Below are 20,708 nucleotides of genomic sequence, written 5' to 3'. Positions count from 1 at the left end.
TCGGTAATGCAGAATGGAGGGAGCTTTACAGTTAGGGAATCGTATAAGATAATGCAGGATCAAAGGTAAAAAATATTCGCAGACCGCAATCGTATGCGCTCAAAAGGAGGGGCGCATACATGAATGAAGTCAGAATTTCAATGACAACCGTCCGCTTTTTCAAACGGATTATGCGCCCGGTCGCGGAAGAGGGAATTATTTCGCTGCCGGAATACAACGAGGCGATTTCTCAGCTGACCAGCCTTGCGGAGCACGGCATTCCCAAGCCCGCAGTTATTCCGAAATTGCTGGATCAACAGGAGGTCGCAGAAATGCTCGGTATCAGTCACAGCAACTTTAAAAAACTTGAAGCCGAAGGTGCTTTCCCGTTCAAAAGGAAAATGGTCGGATCAGCGGTGCGATACCGCAATACCGATGTGATTGACTACATTATTTCATCGGAAATCTGAAGCTCCAACGTTCCGCTGAACCGTTCGCTTTGTCCGTGGTTTCTTTTCCGGCCTGTAAGTCCGAAATCCCCAAAAACGCTTCATCGCGGCCAAAGCGGATTCGGTCAGCGGCCTATTCAATCCCTGGTATCGTGCATTGATAGCTGCGACGATTTGCTTCGCATTCAGTCCGGCAGCCATCATTTCCCTGACCGGTTCCCGAAGAAGATCTCTTTTATCCGGAATGCAAACCCAAAAATTCCCATACTCCTGATAACGTACCTGGCAATTTCGCTTGCCGGTACGAGTTCGAATATCGGCAACCAGACGATGTTTTCCGCAGTGGTGCGCCCGCCATTTCCGCATCGTGATAACAGTATCCCATATGGCATTGCGGGAGATTCCACGGGGCGGCTTGGGGGTCACGATCAAAACGGTCATTCCACTATTCTTCAGACGCTTCATCGTGGCATAAAAATCAGTTTTTTCTTCAAAATTCACCTGACCTTCCAGAATAAGAAATGTGAACTTGTTTCCGGCTTTTGCACAAAGATCCAAATTCGCTTCAAGGCTGGATCGTGTATTTGAGGTGGCATACGGCCAACGTTTCCAAATCATTTTTTTGCTGGACATAACAAGCCACATGAAATTTCGCTGCGGCGGAATACCGCTGAGATCAAGCGGCCAATATTGCAAATCGGTACTGAATTTTATATTGATGACTCCCCAGGGCGCAGGGAGGCATTTGGTTAAAAATGCGGGAAAAGGACTATGTTCAGGAAAGTTGTCGGAACGCAGATATAACAGTTTCCCCAAGTTCAGATTCATACAACGGCACGCAATATCGAAGGCCAAAGCGGTAAGATCACCTTCGCCGGTAATCAGCGTCAGCCCTTCTGCCGGGATATTCAATTCTGGATGCCAAAAAATCCTGTTTCCCTCATCTGGCAAATTCCAGCAATCAAAAGGCGTCTGAGCATTTTGCGGAATAAGACATGTTGGCGGTTCCGACATTGTTTTCACTTTCCGTTTCAATTGTGATACTTTTTACGGGCTCAGAAAAATGGAATAACCATTTCTACAAATATAAAATAAACGTAAAGCGAAGAAAATCAAGTGATTTTATATTTAAATTATATTTTTACAATCGATAGATTATTTTTGTATATATGTTGAAATTATATTTGCAAATATACAGAAATATATATTTATAGTTCGAAGCGAAAGTGAGAATGATGCGCTGTGAAATTTATAAAATTTGAAACAAAAACACTTCGCCGACTGTTCCGAAAAGGATAGTCGGTGAAGTGTTTTGACAAGAAAAATCTTATTATTTTCCGGATAGAAGAGAGACGATATGAGAAACTTCAGTGCTTACAGTTGCCAGCGAACCGACATATTCGAGCAGCTGTTTGATCCGCTGTTCCGGAGTCGTCGAAGCTCCGCCACTGATCGCTTCGATGGCGGCACGTTGGGCATCCTCGCCCACATGGGTATAGAAACGGTCGATGATGGAAGAATCCGCGCCGAGGATCGAAACGACTACGGCTTTCGGGACACCGGCTTCGGCACAGAAACTGGCAAAACTGTGACGGAGGCTATGAAAGCCGTAGACCGTGGCCTTTCTTTTACGTCCCGGGGTTGCCACGGACGGTTCCAGCCCGATCCATTTGATCACCCGCAGGACATCGATATTGACCAGGCTGTCGCCAATTTCCTTGCCTCTTTCATCCACGATCTGATAGCGGGCGGCGACCTTTGGGCAGACATAGGAATCCGTCTGCCACTTCCGAGCTTCCCGAAGAACCGCCTGCAACGGTTCCGCAATCGGAATCAGCACTTCTTTCCCGGTTTTGAATTGTTTGACCCAGATACGCTTCTGTTCCAAATCAATGTTTCGCCACTGCATCAGCGCACAGTCTTTCAGACGCTGACCGGTATACATCCCGATGTAATAGACGACTTTGATTTCCGCCTTATTCATCAGCTTGCGGTGGGGATTGTCCAGTTCCCTGCGGATGGCCTCCTCCTGTTCCCGCGTAAAGGCGATGCGGCGTACCAAGGTTCCCTGTTCCTCGCGTTCCTTTCTCAACAATACCGATGAGCCAAAAGGATTTTCGATGCCCAGGTAATCTTTCAGCGTTCCGAAGATTCGACGGATACGGACGATTTTCCGGTTATGGGTTGCCACGGAAATCTGCATGGTTCTGAGATGGTTTGCGAAGTCCTCCGCCATGGCCGGTGTAACATCCTTGACATCTTTCACGTTGCTGTAACGGGAGAAGTAGCGGATCATTTCGTCCAGCGTGGAGTGATAGGCCAGTTCTTCCCGGACGGTGGCGGGGATTGCGCGCTGAGGGTGTTTAGAGTAGACGTTCCAGATTTCGGAGAGAGGCAGCGGGCGTGCCTGTTTCACGAGGTGCCGTGCGACTTTGACGTGAGCGGAGATGACTTCCTCGGTGGTGGCTTGAATAATCGGGAGCAGTTTCCGGGCTTTTTCGAGAGCTTCTTCCTGATTGGAGGTTTTCAAGCTGACGCATTTGCGTTCATGCTGGACTTGGTAACGGAAGTAGTAGGTGCCGCCTTCCTCTTTCTGGTAAACGGTTCCGACGTCGAGTTTGACTTTGCATTTCTTTCCCATCTTACGCACTCCTTGTGGTAAAATCCTGTTTTGGCTCAATATAGCCGTTGAACTGGGAAATGAAAGTCTTGGTGGTAAAGAATGGCACCTTCAGGGTGAATTTTGAGCGTAAAAATGGCTCCGGCAGCTGGATTCGAACCAGCGACCAAGTGGTTAACAGCCACCTACTCTACCGCTGAGCTATGCCGGAGCGTGTGCGAAGCATCATATCTTTCGCGTATTCCATAATATAATCCTTTTTTCTCGCGTGTCAAGGTGATCTCTGTAAAAATTTTTCCCATTTTCTCTCTCCGTCTTAACTCTCATTTCAGTTTTTTTCATTTTTTCCCCTTTCGGAATTGGATTTTTCAAAAAATGGAGTATCTTATACTTTGTAAACAACATTAACAAAGAGGAATTCATGGTCTCCTCCGCCGTAAAACTGCTTTTGATGTTACTGCGACAGGGCTCCTGTTCTCGAGCGGATCTCGCAAAGGCAATGCGCCTGAGCCGACCCGCCGTCTCCACACTGGTCGACGGTCTCATCCGTCAAAACATGCTGAGGGAATCCGGATGCGGCATCTCCAGCGGCGGAAAACCCCCGATCCTCCTGACGCTCGAACCTCAGCGCATCTCTGCCATCGGCATCGATATCGGGCATGAATCCGTACTCCGCGGAGTCCTCTGCGACGCAGCCGGCAAACTCTCCGCAGCACGCGAAATCCAACATGACAACTCCTTCGACGGAATCCTGTCCCGGACGGCCGAACTTGCGGAAGAACTTGTGAATCTTGCGCCTGCACCGGTCGCGGGAATCGGCGTCGCCATCGCAGGACAGATCGACCGCACCGCAAACGAAGTGGTCTATTGTGCAAACTTTCCGCTCGAAGGACGCGAGTTCGCCAGAAAGCTCTCGCAGAAAGTATCCATGCCGGTCGTTCTCGACAACCGCGCCAGAACTGCAGCTCAATGGGAATATTATTTCGGGGCGGCACGCACCACGGAGGATTTTATCTTCATCTCCGCTGAACGCGGCATCGGTACGGCCATCTATCAGAACGGCAAACTTCTGCAGGGGCGCTCCGGTACCGCGGGCGAAATTCGTACTCTCTGCGTCCCCTCCCCCGACAGGACCTCGTTCCTGCCCATCGAACAGGCCATGAACGAGAAATTCCTGCTCGAACTCGCCCGCAACCGCTTCTCATCCACCGAACTCATCAGCGCCTGGAGCTCCGGCGATCCGGATGCGAGGACGGCGGTCGGATATCTTCTCGACTGCACGGAGTATGTCATCACACTGCTCACCATGTTGCTCGATCCGGCGGAAATCGTCCTCGGAGGCCGATTCCGGGATCTCGGAAACCGGTTTGCGGCTGAACTCGGGCAGCATCTCCATATTGAACCGCAACGTCCGCTTGCGATCAAGCTCTCCGGCAGCGGTCGAATCGGCGCAGCCCTCGGAGCCGCTTTAAAAGTTGTTATCGACAACATTTCCAAAATCTCATAACCCAAGGAGTAACCATCATGAAAGTTGATCTGACCGGAAAAACAGCCGTCGTCACCGGCGGCGGCGGAATCCTCTGCAGCGTCATGGCCAAAGCACTCGCCGCAAGCGGCGCGAAAGTCGCGATTCTCGACCTCAAGGAGGAGGCGGCCGTCAAGGTTGCCGACGAGATCGTCTCCGCCGGCGGCAAAGCAATCGGCGTCGCCGCAAACGTGCTCGATCTCGACAGCCTCAAAAAAGCGGAAGCCGCCGTCAAGGAAGCATTCGGCGACTGCGACATCCTCGTCAACGGCGCGGGCGGCAACAATCCGAAGGGAACAACCAGCAAGGAGTTCCTCTTCCCCGAGGATCTGAAAAATCATGCGGAAGGACTCAAAACATTTTTCGACCTTGATCCGGCGGGTGTTGGATTCGTATTCAATTTGAACTTCCTCGGCACACTTCTGCCGACGCAGGTATTTGCCCGCGCCATGGCGGAGAAGGGATGCGGCAGCATCATCAACATTTCCAGCATGAACGCGTTCACTCCGCTGACCAAGATTCCGGCCTACTCCGGCGCCAAAGCGGCGGTCAGCAACTTCACGCAGTGGCTCGCGGTGCACTTCTCGAAGGTCGGAATCCGGGTCAACGCAATTGCTCCGGGATTCTTCCTCACCGAGCAGAACCGCACGCTGCTCACGAATCCGGACGGCACTCTCACCGCGCGCGGCAACACAATTCTCGCGCACACGCCGATGGGCAGATTCGGCGTGCCGGAGGATCTCACGGGAGCGCTGCTCTTCTTCGTCGACGAAAGCTCCTCCTTCATTAACGGCGTGGTGCTGCCGATCGACGGGGCGTTCTCGGCATTTTCGGGGGTGTAGTCATGCCGTACAACATGGAACAGACATTCCGCTGGTACGGGCCGAAGGATCCGGTTCCGCTCTCGTTTGTCCGCCAGACCGGCGCAACCGGCGTTGTGAGTTCGCTGCACCACATTCCCTATGGCGAAGTGTGGAGCGTCGATGAGATCGAAAAACATAAGAAACTCATCGAAGACGCGGGCCTCGTCTGGAGCGTGGTGGAAAGCCTTCCCGTCCACGAGGACATCAAGACCGGAACCGGCCGCTGCGAAGAGTACATCGAAAACTACAAGGTTTCGCTGCGCAATCTCGGCAAGTGCGGGATTCGGGTCATCACCTACAACTTCATGCCGGTGCTGGACTGGATCCGCACCGATTTGGCCTACAAGCTGCCGGACGGCTCGGAGGCGCTCTACTTCAACCAGGCGCAGTTCGCGGCGTTCGAAATCTTCATCCTGAAGCGGAAGGATGCGGAAAAATCCTACACGCCGGAAAAGGTCGCGGAGGCGAAGGAGTTCTACGAGAGCTTGAACCAGGAGGAGCTGCAGAAGTTCACAACCGGGCTCATCGACAACTTCCCGGGCTTCAAGGGAGTCACGCTCGAAGATGTGCGGGCGATGCTGAAGAAGTATGAACACCTGACCCGTGCCGATCTCGAAGCGAATCTGAAGCATTTCCTCTCGGAAGTGTGCCCGGTCGCGGAAGAAGCGGGCTGCATCATGGTCATCCATCCGGACGACCCCCCCTACCCGATCCTCGGACTGCCGCGGATCTTCAGCACGATCGACGATGTCCGCAATCTGCTGGCGATGGTCGACTCCCCGGCGAATGGAGTCTGTTTCTGCGCGGGCAGCTTCAGCGGACGGCTCGACAACGACGTGGTCGAGATGTTCAAGGCGTGCGCGGACCGGGTCGGCTTTGTTCATCTGCGCAGCACCGCGCACGACGGCAAGGGGAACTTCTACGAGGCGAACCACCTCGAGGGGGTGGTCGACATGTACGGACTTGTCAAAGCGATCATCGAGGAGCAGATCCGGCGCAGGAAGGCCGGACGTTCCGACTGGAGATTGCCGTTTCGTCCGGACCACGGGCACACGATGCTCGACGATCTCGCGAAACCGCCCTGCCCGAATCCCGGTTATACCGCGATCGGCCGTCTGAAGGGGCTCGCCGAAATTCGCGGGCTTGAGCATGGCATTCTGAAGTCGATGGGGCTCTAAAATCCCGAAACTCTGATTCCGGACATCCGGTTCCGTCAACGGAACCGGGTGTTTTTTTATATTGCTTAAGCGCAAAAAAACTACCGGCTGCGCCGGTATGTAGCCGAATAGCTTCAGCTTAAAGGCGAGAGAAGAAACTCCGTGCTATAGTATTGCAATTCGCCAATCGCAACCCATAGAACGGAGCTTCAAATGACAACTGACAAATTATCACACACAACATGGAAATGCAAGTATCACATTGTATTTGTATATTGTAAGGGGCGGTTTGAGCAGGGGGGGAGGAATTGTTTACACAGTCGCGTAGATATTGCAAGGGAGGGAAAGTGTAAACCTTGATGGTAAAATAGGAAATACTGTTTACACACTTACCAGGCAAATGAATAGCCGGACGCCATCACGACGCCCGGCTATTCATATATAAGATCTGAAAAAACGCTCGACACTGTTGCAATGTCGCAAATCAATGCTATGTGACATCAGTGGGTGTTTGAAAAATTTCGTTTACTGCACCTTGTAGGTCTTGCGCTCCTTGAACTCTTCTTTCTTGCCCTTGTTCCAGTTGCTCACGGGGCGGAAGTAGCCGCAGACGCGGCTGTAAACCTCGCATGTGGCTTTGCATTTACTCATTTGCGGACTCCTTTCCGGCGGTCTGGATCTCGCTGCTCGTGGCCGCCACGCCGTCGGTCAGGCTCGCAGAGATGTCGCTCTTCGTCGCCTGGATGATCCGGGCGATCCCCGGCAGCCCCTGCTGGTTCGGCAGCAGCGAAAGCGCCCCGCGGTTCGTTTTCCCGGCAAACATTTTTCCGTGCGGCGTCGGGTCTTCGAGCGTTCCGGAGCTCACGGAGAGATAAGCAGCCCAGCCGTCCTCCCAGGCCAGCACGCTCTTTCCCTGCGTGGAGGCGACGACGGTTTTGATGACGCTCTCGCTCGTCGTTGTCGTCTTGATTACGTTGCCCTCGGCGTCGAACTCGGTGATCGTCGTCGTGGTACTCGCGCAGCCGGCGGCAATGAGTGCGACCGCGACGGCGGCGGCAAATGTGAGAATCAGTTTACGCATTTTCGTCCTCCTTCTTGTTGAACGAGAGGGAACCGTACTCCCTCAATTTGATGTAGAACTGCAGCATCACGAACTGCACGATGTACCGGCGCGGATCGAACCTCCGGTACTTGTGATTCGCGTTTCGGATGCCGTTTTCGAGCATTTCCACGTCCGCGAGCAGCCGGTCAAGCTCGGCGCCGCCCTGGTCATAACGCAAGTCATGGATATCCGCGGGGAGCACCAGCATCGGAAACAGCCGAGAGATCAGCGCGCGGAGCCGCTCCGGCATCCAGCATGCGCCGATTCCGTTGCAGATTTGGACGGCGCGCCCGACGTCATCGAGCAGCTCGGCTCCCGCGAGCCCGGCGGCCTCGGCGTCGGCCTGTTTTTCGAGAATTTGAGTTTCCGTATACATGTCAACCCTTTCAGACCCGCCCGGCGGTGATCCGGGCGGGCGCGTTCTCTGGTCAGTAGGTTTCAAGCATCGTCCGGATCATCGTAATGACCGGACGCCAGGCGGCGTCATCCTCAATCAATTTCGAGGAGTATTTCCGGTTCGCATTCGTGAGGAACGTTTTCATCTCGTCCGCAGGAATCGCCGGATTCCCCACCAGGTGCGAAACGGTATTCGAGATCACCGACGAAACGCAACTCGCCCAGTACGTCCGCTCAAGAATCAGCTTTGCGGCGGCAAACGCTCTGGCAGGATCGTTCAGACGGGTTGCTGCAATGCTCACGGCGCGATCAGGAAACGTGTCGGACTCCACATAATAGTTGTATGCCTCCTCGTATTTCCCGAGTTTGTCGCAGACGTGTCCGGCATCCTGCCACTTTTCATGGCCGTCGAGCGTTTTCATGAGGCTGTAAACCTCATTGTCCCACCCGCGATACCACCAGATGTAGAGGCAGTCGAGGTAATCCTGCGCCTTGACCTCCCCATCAAATTTCAGCTCTGAGAGCTGGTCGTCAATGAATTTCTTCTGGTCGTCGAACGTGATGTTTCCGGCAGCCTTTTGAAACCGGATCAGAGCGCGGATCCGGATCACACGATAGCGCTGGGCGTCATCGGTCGGCTGTGCCGCATCAACGAACGCCTGCGCATTTTCGATCAACGCGGCATCCGTCACAAATTGCGTATTGATTGCATTCATAACAGCAGACGAGGCGCTCCAGTCGAACGCGGAAACGCCGATGACGGACGAGAGAACGAGGAGAGTCGAGAGAACGAGTTTTTTCATTTTTGCGCAAACCTTTCCTTACTTTTTTTTAATACGTTTCGAGCATCGTCCGGATCGCGGTGACGACCGGGCGATAGAGTTCATCGTTTTCGACGAGGCGGGGAGAATAGACCCGGTTCAGCCGCTTCAGGATCGTCCGCGCCTCCTCCTCCGGCAGCGTGCTCAGCAGCGCGGCAAACCGGTTGCTCCGGCTGCGAAAAATCCAGACGTCAGCCTCATACGCGCGGCTGAACAGCTCGATGTAACCGGCCAGCTCGTCCGCCTCGGACATCCCGAGCTTTTGAGCATGGAGAGCAAAATATGGGTCGCTGACACCGGCGGCTTTCGCGTAGGCGTATCCCTCCTCGACAAACCGCCCGCCGTACTTCCAGAGCGAGGCGGAAATCGTCACGCCCCGAACCCGCTCGGCGCGCTCGTCGTCGTTTTTGAATGCGACCTGCGAGGCAGCCTTTGCAATGCGTTCCTGCACTGCGGCGAACGTGGCGGGATCGTCGCCGGTCAGGATCTCCCGCATCGCGAGCGCGTGAAACTGCTCGGGCGTGTACGGCGCGGCCGCGTTTGCGAGCACTGCCTCCGCCTCGGTGAGCGTTTTCGCGTCATCCTGGGAGAGGGCGAACCCGGCGCAGCAGACGAGCGCCAGGCACAGCGTGAGGAGTCGTTTCATGAGATTCCCTTTCATGGTTGTTATTTTCCGCCGTACACACGGCAGAGGTTTTCGGTTTTCGTCGTGTCGCCGTATGCGCCGTCGGAGCCGTCGCCCGAGTAGGTCATCGTCGACGCGCATCCGGCCTGCAGCAGGCGGATCTCAATGCGGCGCTGAATCGCCTCGTTCTCGGCGCGGCTTTTGCCGGTCGCGTTCTGCGTGTCGAAATACGGTTTTTCGCCGACCGCAAGCCCGATCAAATGCGGATGATCGGCGACCTCCGGGAACAGCGTCCGGAGCGCCGTCCGCGTCGAGGCGCGCGGATACCCGAGTCCGACCACCAGCACCGCCGAGCAGTTTTCAGGCACGTCGTAGGTGATCCCCTGCAGCGTCTCTGCCGTTTCGCCGTAGTACGCCATGCCGATAAACGGCAGATCGGGATTCCCCTCCCGCGCCGACCGGATCAGGAAATTCGTAAACGCGCGATCCGGCAGGAACAAATGCAGACTCGTGCGCCTCCAGCCGAGCAGCAGTGCGTCCGCCTTGCCGCCGAGCGTGGAGAGCCAGCGGCGCAGCGTATCCGGATCACGCCAGACCGGTTCGCGCAGATCCTCGCGCCCGGCATAGGCGATGACCACACGGAACCCGGCGGATTTGATGTAATCGACCGCAGCGCTGAGGCGCGGGAGGTTCCCGGTCGTGTCAAACGTGACGAGCACGGCGTTGTAACCGCGCGCGGCGTAGTAGTCAAGGCGGCTCTGCATCGTCGAAAACTCCGCCGCGTCCGCCGGGCACTTTACCTCGTTGATGATCCGGAGCCCCGGCGCGAGCGGTTTGTAATCCGGGACGTATTGCGTATACTCCGCGTCCTGGTAAATCGCCGCCCAGCGCTGCCAGGCGGTGCTGTTTGATGAGATGTCCGAGCCGAGCAGCGTCCGCCGGTCGCGGATCAGCGGCAGCAGCGTTTTGAGCAGGGAGACCGCCTCCGGCATGTCCGCCGCGGCATCGGTCACGGCTGGCGTTGCGACGGCGGCTGACTGGACGCGCGGCACGCCGAGCGATTCGAGGTCAAACGAGCTGACCGTCCGGAACGAATCGATCGCCGGGATCGAGACGGTCGCGGCCGCGACGCTCGGGACGACGATTTTCGGCGTTTCGACGGTCACGGGTTGCACGTCATCGACGTACGCGGTATCGATCTGCGGCTCCTGGTCGAACGCTGAGTAAAGCGCCACCCCGGCGGCCACCGCAGCCGCAGCAGCGGCCCCGGCGGCGGTTTTCGTGATTGTGTTCATTGCATTGATTCCTCCTGTTACATGCTGATGAGGGCGTCACGATCGACGCCGTACAGGGTCGGGAAGTCTGGCGAGGTGTAACTCACCTCGTCGCTCCTCGGCGTTCCGTCCAGGTTGTACTGCCGCATCGAAACGATATATTTCCCGTTGCCGGAGAGCAGCGTGTTGTTGATCGGCAGATTTTTCGGGTCATCGGAAAACACGAGTCCGCGGCAGGTGTACATATAGTCCCCGCCGAACCGCGTCGGCGTCGTGATGTTCAACGCGACCATCCCGTACTGATAGCCGATCATTCCGACATCGACGAGCACTCCGTCGTCATTGATATACTTGTGTTCGCGGTAGCGGATGTAAATCTTCTGCCCGTTCACCTCGTTCCCAGACGTGTGGTAATAGCTGCCCATGTATTCGCCCTCGGTACAGAAGAACGGATCGCCCTGCCGCCTCAGAAGCGAGCCGCACAGCGTGCAATAGACGGCGCCCCCGGTGAGGTCGGCCGGATCGAACTCGTGCTGGCATACCTGCATCCCGCAGATGAGGCAGATTCCGTGTTTCCACTCATACGACGAGTGGTCGCAGGTGAATCCGCACGTCGAGCAGTGATTCCCGGTAAAATCGTGCTTGAGATCATATCCGCAGCTCGAACAGTGTTTGCAGACGAGCGGAGAGGCGACGACGCTGAAATCATGCGGACCGACCCACTGGCAGAACGTGCACCGGTGCTGGGTAGTCCCATACGCGACGAGCGTCCCCGCGTGGTTGCACACGTATCCGCAGAACTGACAGATCCCGTCCGAGCCGAAATGGTGCGTCGTGATGTCATGATCGCAGACTCCGCAGTGACAGCACGCGTCATGCGTCGCGACGACGCTCGACGGGTTATGGAGTTCCGAGTGATTGCAGACCGGGCAGCGGTGAAACGCCTCCGTCAGATACTCGAACCCCTGCGGGTGCGCACAGGAAAATCCGCAGATTGAGCAGACACCCGTCCCGTCTATAAAACTATGCGGCGAGTGCGTCTGTCCGCAGGTCTCGCAGACGCCATTTTTCCAGCGGTGCTTGTGCGTTCCCGCGAGGATTGCAAACAAATACGGCTTCATGCTATGCTGTCCTCAGTACGGCTTGATGTTTCCGGTCGGCACGAGCGCGATCGCGGTGGAGGGAATCGGGGTTTTCGCCGACGAGGCGAGCACCGTGTCGAGGTCGAAATTTTCGTAATTCGCCGTCGCGAAATAGAGCATCACGGAGATGTACTGCCCCGGAGAAAATCCGAGCGAGGACGGGATCGTGTAGCGCCCGAACAGCGCGCGCCGCTCGTCCGCCGGATAGATGACCGTGTACTTCGGGTTGCGGATGTCATGCAGGATCGTCCACTTCCCGGCGGTCGAGTAGTAGAGCACACACATGCGCGTAATCGGCTCGGTCACCTGTTCGCCCTGCTCATCGACAAACCCGGAGAACGCAACTTCGAGCGTGAGCGGGAACGACGTTTCGACGACGTTCGCATACGAGTTCAGCGACTCCGCTGGCGGGAGTGGGTGCAAATACTGATCCCCCGGAAACTCCACATCAGTCGCGGAGCCGTGTCCGCCGACCACCGTCGTCGCGACATTGTTCAGGTTCGAGAACGGGTCGTCGTCGAAACAGGCGAACACCACGGCCGCGACGAACAGCAGCGCGACGGTCAGAATTGCGCAGAGCTTTTTCATTTTTCCTCCTCTAAATGGTTTCGGTTACAATGATGTTGAGCGCGCCGAAGTTGGTAACGGCGATCATGTAGGTTTTGTCGGCCGAATAGGTCTGCGAAACGGTTCCCCGCTTGACCGTGAGCGTCCCGCCGGTGCGGCGCATATTGACGACCAGCGCCTCGGCGAACGGGACGTTCGAGACGTTTTCGAGCGCGATCGTGACGTCGTCATACATCGTATAGTTCTGAATTCCGCCCTCGAGGTAGTCGAGATGGAGTTCGCCGGATACGCTCGTTTCCGCCTTGACCTTCGTGCTGGAGAGGAGCGGAATCCGGATCGGCTCGAAATCGACCACGTCGGCGGTGAATTTGAAGCCTCGCCACTCGGAAAATCCCCCCTGACTGTCCACCCAGGAATACCGCGCGAAATAGGTTTTCCCGGCGACGTATCCGGGGAACATTTCGTCATCGAGCGTGAACGTGACGGACTGCCCGTAATAGGGTTTGCCGACGCAGGTCTCGTCGATCGAAACGTACTTTTCCCCGGAGAACACCCGCATTTTCGCGTGGTGAACGGACATCGTGACGCGGGTGAACTCCTCCTCCGGAAACGTTTCGTCCTCGGAAAAATCCACGACGAGCGAAACGTTGTCGTCATTCTCATCGAACGGAACCGGCAGCGTGATCGACGCCGGCCGAGCGGCGGCGGTCTCCATCGCATCGAGATCCGGCAGCGCTTCATAACTCGCGACCGCGAGGCGTTTGAAAACGCCGACGCTGATCTCCTTCAACCCCGTAACGCGGTAGGTTTTCCCGTCCGCCTGGACGTACACGAACATGCCGAGCCAGGGCGAGTCGATCGCCTCGAGCGCGGCGGTGTCCGCCACGGTCAGCCCGGCGATCGGCGCAGTGCCCGGCGTCGAGAGCTGCAGCGGTTTCGCGAGCGTGATATAATCCGCCATTACAATGCCTCCACTTTGATAAATGTTTCCCCGGCGATCAGACGAACCTCGCCATACGCGAGATAGGTCGCGCCGAAAAGCGTGATTTCCGTGCCGTTCGCCCCCGATCCGGTGATTCCGCCGGCATCCTCCTCGAACTCAACGTATCCGCTGATGCCGTCGAACTTTGCCGCGGTGAGCAGCGAGGACTTCGGCAGCATCACGAACACGATTGCGCCCGCGGGAGCGTCGCCGAGGCTCGTTTTCCCGAGTGCCGCCGCGTTCGCGCTCTTGACAGTCGGCACTTCGAGCATATCCGCCGTGATGTCCGTCACGCGATAGACCTCTTCGCTGGACATCACGTAACCGTAATACATCGTCTGCGCCTCGACGATCACGAGGGAAACCGTAATCTCGAGCGTGACGCCGGTCGCCTGCGCCGTGAACACCAGCTCCGCGCTGCCTCCGGCCGTCGGCGTTCCCGCAAGCGTCCGCCCGGAGAGCGTGATCCCGTCCGGAAGCGTTCCCCCGGTCAGCGTGAATTCAACGTCCGCACCGTTCGAGGCGACGACGTCGAACACGATTGAGAACGGCGCGCCGACCTTGAGCTCCTCCTGATATTCCGTCGTACCGGAGAGCGAAACGTCCTCCAGTGCCGCGACTGCGACCGCCACCCAGCGGCCGTTTTGCCGGCAGTAGAATTTGCCGTCCAGCGGGGCCTCCTCCATCGTGTTGCGCACGGCCTGCAGCCATTCGAGATAGGTCAGCGTCCCGCCCTGTTCGAGGTACTCCTGATACTGCGTCATGCTGCCGACGCCCTGCGCGAACCGGATGCGGCCGCCGAGCGAAAGATCGAGGGTCGCGTCGGTGAAATAGACGTGCGTTTTATTGTCCGTGTCGCAGTAGTGAATCGTCACGCGGTGCGTAACGGCTGCGGTTTTGACCTCGCCCGGATCGTCCGGATCATCGAAATAGAGCTCCACCGACGCGATCGGCCGGACGCCGACGAGTTCGACCGCGTTCGCGACGATCTCGAGCGCCGCGCTTCCGCCGGTTCCGAAATCGACCGGCGCGGCGAGCGCCGCGTTTTCGCCCTGCGGCCCCTGCGGCCCTTCCGGCCCCTGCGGCCCTTCCGGCCCCTGCGGCCCGCAATAGAGCCGGATCCCGGCGCTCCAGGCGCCGAGGTCGTCCGAGGTTTTCTGATAGTAGAGCTGATACCGCGTCGAGGTCGCAAGCACGGTGTCCGCCGCGCTCGAAAGCGACACGTCCGGATAGATCGGATCGAGCAGCGCCGGGCTGGCGAGATCCGTGTAAACGATCGTCGTACCGTCGCTCCAGGCGCGGGCGCGGGTGCCGTCGTCCTCCGACTCGAGCCGCGCGAACACGGTTCCGGACGAGCTTGCGGTAATCGATTCGCAGTAGAGATCCGTCGCGAGATAGCGGAATCCCCGGTCGGCCGCGTCGTAATTGTGCCGGTTCGCGAGTGTTCCGGTCGCGTCGATCATAAGCCCGTCGCCTGGCTCGCCCTGAACGCCCTGCGGCCCCTGAATGCCGTCGTTCCCCTGAATGCCCTGCGGTCCCTGCGGCCCCTGCGCGCCCTGCGGCCCGACTTCTCCCTGCAGCCCCTGCGGCCCCTCCGGCCCCGGAACCGTCGCCAGCGGCGCGCCGGGAGTCCAGGCCCCGCCGATGAACCAGTAGACCTTTCCCTCGTCGCTCGAAACGAAACAGCTTCCCTCGTCCGCGGCGGCCGGTCGGTCGGCGATCGGCGAAACGGCATCGGGGACGACGGTCATGCCGTCCTCGCCGTAGGGGATCGGCTGAACCTCGCTCCAGACGCCGTCCGCGCCGTGCCTGACCCGCTGAAACTGGTCGACATGGTTTGCACAGACGCTGTGCCAGTTCGTCGCGCCGTCGATGCTGTACTCGAAAATCAGCTGCTGCGCGAGCACGCCCCGCGTCCACGCCTTGCTCGCGACATCCGAATCGACCTCCATCGGAGGATTTCCCCCCTCCGGATCGATCGCGCCGCGGCAGGTGACGGCAATCTGAACGATCAGCACGACAATGCCGTTCTCATCGAATCCGCGCAGCTCGAACGTCGCGTTGACCGACTCTTTGCCCTCGATTTTTGAAAGGTAATTCTGCGTGTTCGCATTGACCGGAACGAGCAAAACCCCCTCCGCCGCGCGGCTCTTGTCGATCCCCTCGACCGTGCGGCACATCGGCTCGGTCGCACTGTTCCAGTCGGTGTCAACCGCCACCCGGTACGAGACGATGTGCGAGAGGTCGGACGCGGTGCCGGCGCTTCCCGGCTCGCCCTCGAGGAACCGGAGTTCCCAGACCGGACGCTCGCCGAAAAACAGCGACGGCTTCGTGTTGATGCGGCAGTTGTCCGCGTCAACCATCAGCTGCCGCGTGAGGTTGTAGCACAAAATCATGATGTTTCGCCCCCGGACTCGTTTTTGAAATGAAATAGACTTGAATAATCCGCGAATGCCTGGCAGCTGGTCGATTTCCAGCCGCCCCAGGTCGGGTGGTCTCGCGTCGGCCACGCGACCCCGGAACCGATGTTGTTATCGGGAAACGTGACGAACACCCCCTCCGCGTCCGCGGGAAAACGGTTCATGCCGAACGTCACGCCGGATCCGGAAAATCCCTGCTCGCTGCCGTCCGCTCCGGTCACGTCGAGGAACAGCCAGACGTTGCCGTCCGGCGTGAATCCCTCCGGAAGAGTCGCGTAAATCTTTTTGCAGACGACCACGTTGCAGCAGTACGATCCCTCGCGCCATCCGTGGTCGGGGCCGTAGATGTTGTTGACGTAGCTTGCCGGGAGTCCGCTGCCGGTTCCCGGCTCTTCGCCCTTCAAGGCCGCCGAGATCGACGCCGACGGGCTGGACGGCTCCCCGTTGTGCGTGCTGCCGGAAAGGTAATCGTACAGATACGGAACCGGCGCATAGCAGAGCAGATTGATCGCCCGCATGCGTTGAATCGCCCATTCGAGATTCCACTCCGGGGAAAGGTCGCCCTTTTCCGGATCCGCAATCCGTTTCTCCTCCCCCTCCGCCGCGGCGAGGAGGAGATCCTCCCACGTCCAGAGCGGGTTGCTCCACTCTGCCGGATCAGTGAGGTCGAGCTTCGTGTGATTCAAATACCGTTCCGCGACGGAACGCAGCTCGCGGTCGAACGCGAGCGACCATTCGCGCCCCGCGCGGCACTCGTCGAGCAGCGGCAGGAACGTTGTTTCCGCGATCGTCTCAATGTCCCACGTTTCGGCGAACGGCAGCAGGCGTTCCGCGAGCGCTTTTTGCAGCCCCTCCGCCGGTTTCCACGCCGGCAGAAACGCCACCAGCGGGAATCCGAACGCCTGCCAGTTCAACTCCTGCATCTCCTGCTCCTCTCTGTCCGACTTGTCAGACTGGTCCGACTGGTCCGTTAAAAAATCCACTCTCGCAGGCATGAGTACGGCGAAGCCGCACGGAATGCCGGAGAGCGGGGCCCCCGAAAAGTACCCGGAGCCGCGAAGCGGACCCGAGGCCCGTGGCCGAAGGGTGGCCACTTTTCGGGGATTATTTCACCCATCTTCCCAGCACCTCGATGTCGCCGACTGCGCGAATTTGTGCGACGCTGTACGTTTTCTGATCCTTGTCACAGGTCACCTCCGCGAGCCGGAGGATGTACCGTTTTTCGTCCGTCGTTTCCGGCAGCTTTTCCGCGAGACTGAACAAGACCTGATACTCGCCGGACTCCGCGTTGCAGGTGATGTCGCAGAACACGATCCCGGCGGCGGGCGCCCATTCCTGATTTTTGATCTCGAACCGGGAGCTGCCGATCGTGACAAGTCCGGCGATTTCGCCGTCGCTCGCGGAGTTGTGCATTTTGACGGTCTGCTTTTTCGTCTCCGCGTTCTCCTCGAGCGTCACGGCGAACGGGCCAAGATCACCGAACGATCCGCCCGAACCGGAGGAGCCTCCTCTGGCGGTCGCGGAAAACCGCATCCCCGCCGGCATCCGCTGGATCTGAATGCCGGATCCGGCAACCGGCCGGATCTCGTACAGATGATCGATCATCTGATTCCAGAGATCGTAAAGCGAGGTGAACTTGTCGCCTCTGAGTAATTTTCGGGGAATCATGATCGCCTCACTTGTACAGTTCTTTATCCCAACCTTTTGCATCGCCGGAGAGCGTCCAGGTCAACGTTGCCAGCCAGTAGCTCCCGGTGTAGGAAACGCTCGCGTCGTCGCATTTCCAGTCGCCGCCTTTGATGTTGAAATCATTGGACGGTCTGCCGATTTTGTTCAGCGTGTTCGCGACCATTTTTCCGGCGGCGGAGGCCGACCGGAACCGGGCGGATTCCGTCACCGAGTAGGTCGCCAGATCGTATGTTTCCACGCCCGGCTTCGTCGGGTTTTTGAGAATGCGCCATCTCCCTTTCGGGCCGGTCGGCAGCTCGCCCGGCGTTTTGATCCAGACGTAGGACTGCGAATCCTTGAGGCCGAGGACGGTGTCTTTCGCAGTCTCCCACCACTTCGGCACATCGCTCACGCCGGGAGCGGCGGCGAGGTAGTAGTTCCAGCAGGCGAGATAATCCTTGAGCGTCTCAAGCGGCATTGAAAGCATCGACCCCTTGAGCTGTGCGGACTTCTTCCCGTAGCTCGTGTCGGGCGGCTCGGACAATTCGCCGTCCGCGGCGAGCAGGAACTTCTGTTCGCAGTTCCAGATCTTCGGGCTGACCTGCGTGACGCGCGAGCTCTTGAGCTGCCCGTTGTCCGTATAGCCGTTGATGAGAACCTCGTTCTGCTTCTGAAGCATCTCCTCGACAGTGCCGCTCCAGACGATGGTCGTGGTGATCCCGTCCGTGGTGCTCTCCTGCACCCGGCTTTGAAATTTTACGCCCATAATACTCCCCAAAAAGTTGCCACCCGTCGGCCACGGGCCTCGGGTCCCCGCTTCGCGGGGCTCCGGGTACTTTTCGGGGGCCCCGCTCTCCGGCATTCCGTGCGACTTCGCCGTACTCATGCCTGCGAGCAATGAAACTTTCACTTGTCCGACTGGTCAGACTGGTCTGACTGGTCCGACCTGGTGTTAAAACGCTCCGAGCTTTTCGCAGATCGTGGCTATGTATCGCATCTGCTCAAGCTGCAGTTTGCTGGTGGTTGCGATTTCGCGGTTGATCTTCTCCGAGTCCGGCATTTTTGCGCCTCCGGAAAATCCGCCGCGCGAAGTGAGGCTGTTCGTTTTGATCGAGGTGTCGCCGAACTGCATGTCCCGCTGATTCGCGAGGTCGTAGGAGAGCGAGGTGAGCATTTTCACCTGATTCGCCTCCTCCTCCGTGAGTTCGGCACCTTTCGCGCGCTCGGCGTCCCGGAGCGCCTTCTGCATCTCGAACTCCTTGCCGAGCCCGGCCTTGTTCATCGCCTGCCCGTAGAGGTCGAACGCCTGATCCTGAAGATTGCGCTTGAGGTTCTGACTGCCGAGCGCTTTGCGCTGTTCGAGGATCGCGTCTTTTTCCTCTTTCGTGAGCTTGAGGTTCTGGGCCTTGAGCTCCTGTTCGAGCTTCAGCGCGGCGGCCTTGTCGTACTCACCGGCGAGGATCAGCGCGTTGTACTCGAGTTCATTTTTCGCTTGCGTGGTGATTCGGTTGACCGCCTCGGCACGCTGTTTGTCCAGAGTATCGATCTGACGCTTCAAAGCGTATTCCTGATCGAGCGACTGCTGAATCTGGCGCTCGAGATCATACTGCGCTTTCAGAGCGTCCTCCCTGGCGATTTCGCTGCCTTCCTGTTCCGCTTTGGCGACGTTCTGCCGTGCCTCGTCCAGAAGGGACTGCAGCTGCTGCCGTTCGGCCCGTTCCGCCGCGATCCGTTCCTGCCGGTTCGCTTTTTTCGCATCGATGTCCCGCAGATCGGAAAACTCGTCGTCACTGCGCCGGTCGGCCGCCGCCTGGATCGCCGCGTCGCGATCACGCTGTGCCGCCCCCGCCGCGCCTTTTTTTTGAACGAGCGCCTGTTCGTACTCCTCGCGGCTTTCGTATCCGGTGGCAACGGAACTCGCTGCCCGGTTGCGAGCCTCAATCGCGGCCTTGACCTTGCTGATCGCATCGTTGTAACCGGAAATCTCATCGGAACGGGATGCGTTTTGCGCACGCTGTTCGAGATCTGCGAGAATCTGCTCGTATGTGCGCGACTCCATCATGCCTTGAAATTCGCCGGACGCATATATTTCAGTGGTGCTCCACTCGCTCCCGCGCGCTTTCGTATAGGCTGCCTTTGCCTCGTTCATATAGGCCTCGGCCTGCTTCATGTTCGCCGTTCCGAGGCGTCTGCCGCGCTCCTCATTCAGTCGCTGCTCGACCTCGAGCAGATTTTTGACCCGCCCGGTCGTGGAGTCGATCTCGGCACCGAGGTCCCCGTAACGCTCCTGGAGCACCTGCAGGATCTGCGCCGTTTCCGCTTTGGTGCTGTTTCCCGCATTTTCGATTGTGGCGATTTCGCGCAGCCGATCCATGTACGCCTGCGCCGCCTGATCCTGTTCGCGAACCTTTTCCGCATGCTTTTCTGCCGCTTCTGAGGCATATTTCGTCTTTTCGGCATACTCCTCCGCGCTCACGGTCAGATAATCCCAGACCTCCATGCCGATCGCCACGAGAGCCGCGATGGCCGCGGTTACAATCGCGATTGGAGAGAGCAGGGCGTTGACGACCGCAGCCAGAGCTCCGACCGGAGGAACCGCCGCTCCCGCCATTGCGCCGACCGCCCCGATCGCCGCAGCACCCTTGCCGATCTGTTCCCCGACGTTTCCCTTCATCGCTCCTCGGATCGCGGTTCCGAATTTCGAGACTTTGGAGGTCGCGGCCTCCGCCTGGGAGGTGTCCGCGGTCACCTTTGCCTCTACTTCGACCGGCTTTTTTTCGAGATCGTTCATCTCGTTTTCCGCCGGGGTGGTATCAGCCGTTACCGTCGCTTCCGGTTTTACAGGCTTATCCTCGAGTTCATCAATCGTCTGCTCCGCCTCGACAGTATCCACGGCAATCGTGGCGGGAATCTCGACCGGCTCGGAGGACATTCCGATGGATGTTGCATCGGGCGTCATACTGTCCATCGAACCAGATGGAGACACCGCTCCAGACGGTGACGGCGCGGACGAAACCGCAGCAAGCGTCCGGGCGGCCTCGCGGCTCTCCGCCACGACGGCGGCGAGTTCGCGCCGATACTCGGTGGCGTCGAGCGTGATTTTACAGACAGTAGGCAT

General features: G+C 58.2%; 19 protein-coding genes, 1 tRNA gene and 1 pseudogene. 4 read left to right on the top strand and 17 right to left on the bottom strand.

Going from position 1 to position 20,708, the window contains the following annotated elements; genetic code table 11:
- The first annotated feature begins 119 nt into the window (after positions 1-119).
- On the top strand, positions 120-449 hold the full coding sequence (locus tag Q0K10_RS02000; protein ID WP_154418300.1) for an AlpA family transcriptional regulator: 330 nt from the start codon (positions 120-122) through the stop codon (positions 447-449).
- Here the strand turns inward: Q0K10_RS02000 and Q0K10_RS01995 are convergent.
- From Q0K10_RS01995 to Q0K10_RS01985, 3 genes are all read right to left on the bottom strand, one after another.
- Entirely contained in the window at positions 435-1,442 is a 1,008-nt protein-coding gene (locus tag Q0K10_RS01995; protein WP_294502468.1) for a hypothetical protein, read from the bottom strand. The two genes, Q0K10_RS02000 and Q0K10_RS01995, sit on opposite strands and share 15 nt — an antisense overlap.
- A 316-nt stretch (positions 1,443-1,758) precedes the next feature.
- Entirely contained in the window at positions 1,759-3,069 is a 1,311-nt protein-coding gene (locus tag Q0K10_RS01990; RefSeq protein ID WP_294502466.1) for a tyrosine-type recombinase/integrase, read from the bottom strand.
- Positions 3,070-3,184: 115 nt separating this feature from the next.
- Positions 3,185-3,259 (bottom strand) — tRNA-Asn (locus Q0K10_RS01985).
- Positions 3,260-3,469: 210 nt separating this feature from the next.
- Here Q0K10_RS01985 and Q0K10_RS01980 point away from each other — a divergent pair.
- Genes Q0K10_RS01980 through uxuA form a run of 3 tightly spaced genes read left to right on the top strand, consistent with a single transcriptional unit; the run spans position 3,470 to position 6,614 of the window.
- Positions 3,470-4,555 (top strand): ROK family transcriptional regulator, encoded by a 1,086-nt coding sequence (locus Q0K10_RS01980; protein ID WP_294502465.1) that lies wholly within the window; start codon positions 3,470-3,472, stop codon positions 4,553-4,555.
- A 17-nt stretch (positions 4,556-4,572) separates the two neighbouring features.
- Positions 4,573-5,415, top strand: coding sequence for an SDR family oxidoreductase (locus Q0K10_RS01975; RefSeq protein ID WP_294502462.1), 843 nt, complete (start codon positions 4,573-4,575; stop codon positions 5,413-5,415).
- Positions 5,416-5,417: 2 nt separating this feature from the next.
- Positions 5,418-6,614: a mannonate dehydratase gene (uxuA, locus tag Q0K10_RS01970; RefSeq protein ID WP_294502460.1), complete on the top strand. Its 1,197-nt coding sequence runs from the start codon at positions 5,418-5,420 to the stop codon at positions 6,612-6,614.
- A 504-nt stretch (positions 6,615-7,118) separates the two neighbouring features.
- Here uxuA and nrdD read toward each other — a convergent pair.
- The 14 genes and pseudogenes from nrdD to Q0K10_RS01900 all read right to left on the bottom strand — a co-directional run.
- Positions 7,119-7,238: pseudogene (gene nrdD / locus Q0K10_RS01965) on the bottom strand (anaerobic ribonucleoside-triphosphate reductase); the annotation flags it as partial.
- Positions 7,237-7,674: a hypothetical protein gene (locus tag Q0K10_RS01960; RefSeq protein WP_294502457.1), complete on the bottom strand. Its 438-nt coding sequence runs from the start codon at positions 7,672-7,674 to the stop codon at positions 7,237-7,239. The pseudogene nrdD and the gene Q0K10_RS01960, both read right to left, overlap by 2 nt.
- Positions 7,667-8,071, bottom strand: a complete 405-nt coding sequence (locus tag Q0K10_RS01955; RefSeq protein ID WP_294502454.1) for a hypothetical protein — start codon at positions 8,069-8,071, stop codon at positions 7,667-7,669. Before Q0K10_RS01955 ends, Q0K10_RS01960 begins: the two co-directional genes overlap by 8 nt.
- 52 nt (positions 8,072-8,123) lie before the next feature.
- Positions 8,124-8,894 (bottom strand): hypothetical protein, encoded by a 771-nt coding sequence (locus Q0K10_RS01950; protein WP_294502452.1) that lies wholly within the window; start codon positions 8,892-8,894, stop codon positions 8,124-8,126.
- A 28-nt stretch (positions 8,895-8,922) separates the two neighbouring features.
- Positions 8,923-9,558: a hypothetical protein gene (locus Q0K10_RS01945; protein WP_294502449.1), complete on the bottom strand. Its 636-nt coding sequence runs from the start codon at positions 9,556-9,558 to the stop codon at positions 8,923-8,925.
- A gap of 20 nt (positions 9,559-9,578) precedes the next feature.
- Entirely contained in the window at positions 9,579-10,832 is a 1,254-nt protein-coding gene (locus Q0K10_RS01940) for a hypothetical protein (protein ID WP_294502447.1), read from the bottom strand.
- Between the two features lie 17 nt (positions 10,833-10,849).
- The gene (locus Q0K10_RS01935) at positions 10,850-11,932 is read right to left on the bottom strand and encodes a hypothetical protein (protein WP_294502445.1); all 1,083 of its coding nucleotides are present in this window, start codon (positions 11,930-11,932) and stop codon (positions 10,850-10,852) included.
- 12 nt (positions 11,933-11,944) lie between these two features.
- Positions 11,945-12,541 carry a hypothetical protein gene (locus Q0K10_RS01930; protein WP_294502442.1) on the bottom strand — a complete coding sequence of 199 codons (597 nt, stop codon included), beginning with the start codon at positions 12,539-12,541 and terminating at the stop codon, positions 11,945-11,947.
- 10 nt (positions 12,542-12,551) lie between these two features.
- The gene (locus Q0K10_RS01925) at positions 12,552-13,481 is read right to left on the bottom strand and encodes a hypothetical protein (RefSeq protein WP_294502440.1); all 930 of its coding nucleotides are present in this window, start codon (positions 13,479-13,481) and stop codon (positions 12,552-12,554) included.
- Positions 13,481-15,898, bottom strand: coding sequence for a putative Ig domain-containing protein (locus tag Q0K10_RS01920; RefSeq protein WP_294502438.1), 2,418 nt, complete (start codon positions 15,896-15,898; stop codon positions 13,481-13,483). Before Q0K10_RS01920 ends, Q0K10_RS01925 begins: the two co-directional genes overlap by 1 nt.
- A complete protein-coding gene (locus tag Q0K10_RS01915) occupies positions 15,895-16,845 on the bottom strand; it encodes a hypothetical protein (protein WP_294502435.1) in 951 nt (316 codons plus the stop codon). The genes Q0K10_RS01920 and Q0K10_RS01915 overlap by 4 nt, the downstream gene beginning before the upstream one ends.
- Positions 16,846-17,026: 181 nt before the next feature.
- On the bottom strand, positions 17,027-17,590 hold the full coding sequence (locus Q0K10_RS01910; protein ID WP_294502433.1) for a hypothetical protein: 564 nt from the start codon (positions 17,588-17,590) through the stop codon (positions 17,027-17,029).
- A 7-nt stretch (positions 17,591-17,597) separates the two neighbouring features.
- Positions 17,598-18,356 carry a hypothetical protein gene (locus Q0K10_RS01905; protein ID WP_294502431.1) on the bottom strand — a complete coding sequence of 253 codons (759 nt, stop codon included), beginning with the start codon at positions 18,354-18,356 and terminating at the stop codon, positions 17,598-17,600.
- Between the two features lie 186 nt (positions 18,357-18,542).
- Positions 18,543-20,708 (bottom strand): hypothetical protein, encoded by a 2,166-nt coding sequence (locus Q0K10_RS01900; RefSeq protein WP_294502429.1) that lies wholly within the window; start codon positions 20,706-20,708, stop codon positions 18,543-18,545.

The sequence above is a fragment of the uncultured Victivallis sp. genome (genome assembly GCF_944391105.1).
Taxonomy (GTDB): domain Bacteria; phylum Verrucomicrobiota; class Lentisphaeria; order Victivallales; family Victivallaceae; genus Victivallis.
Note: the sequence above shows the minus strand (reverse complement) of the source record. Positions and strands in the feature narration are given on the sequence as shown.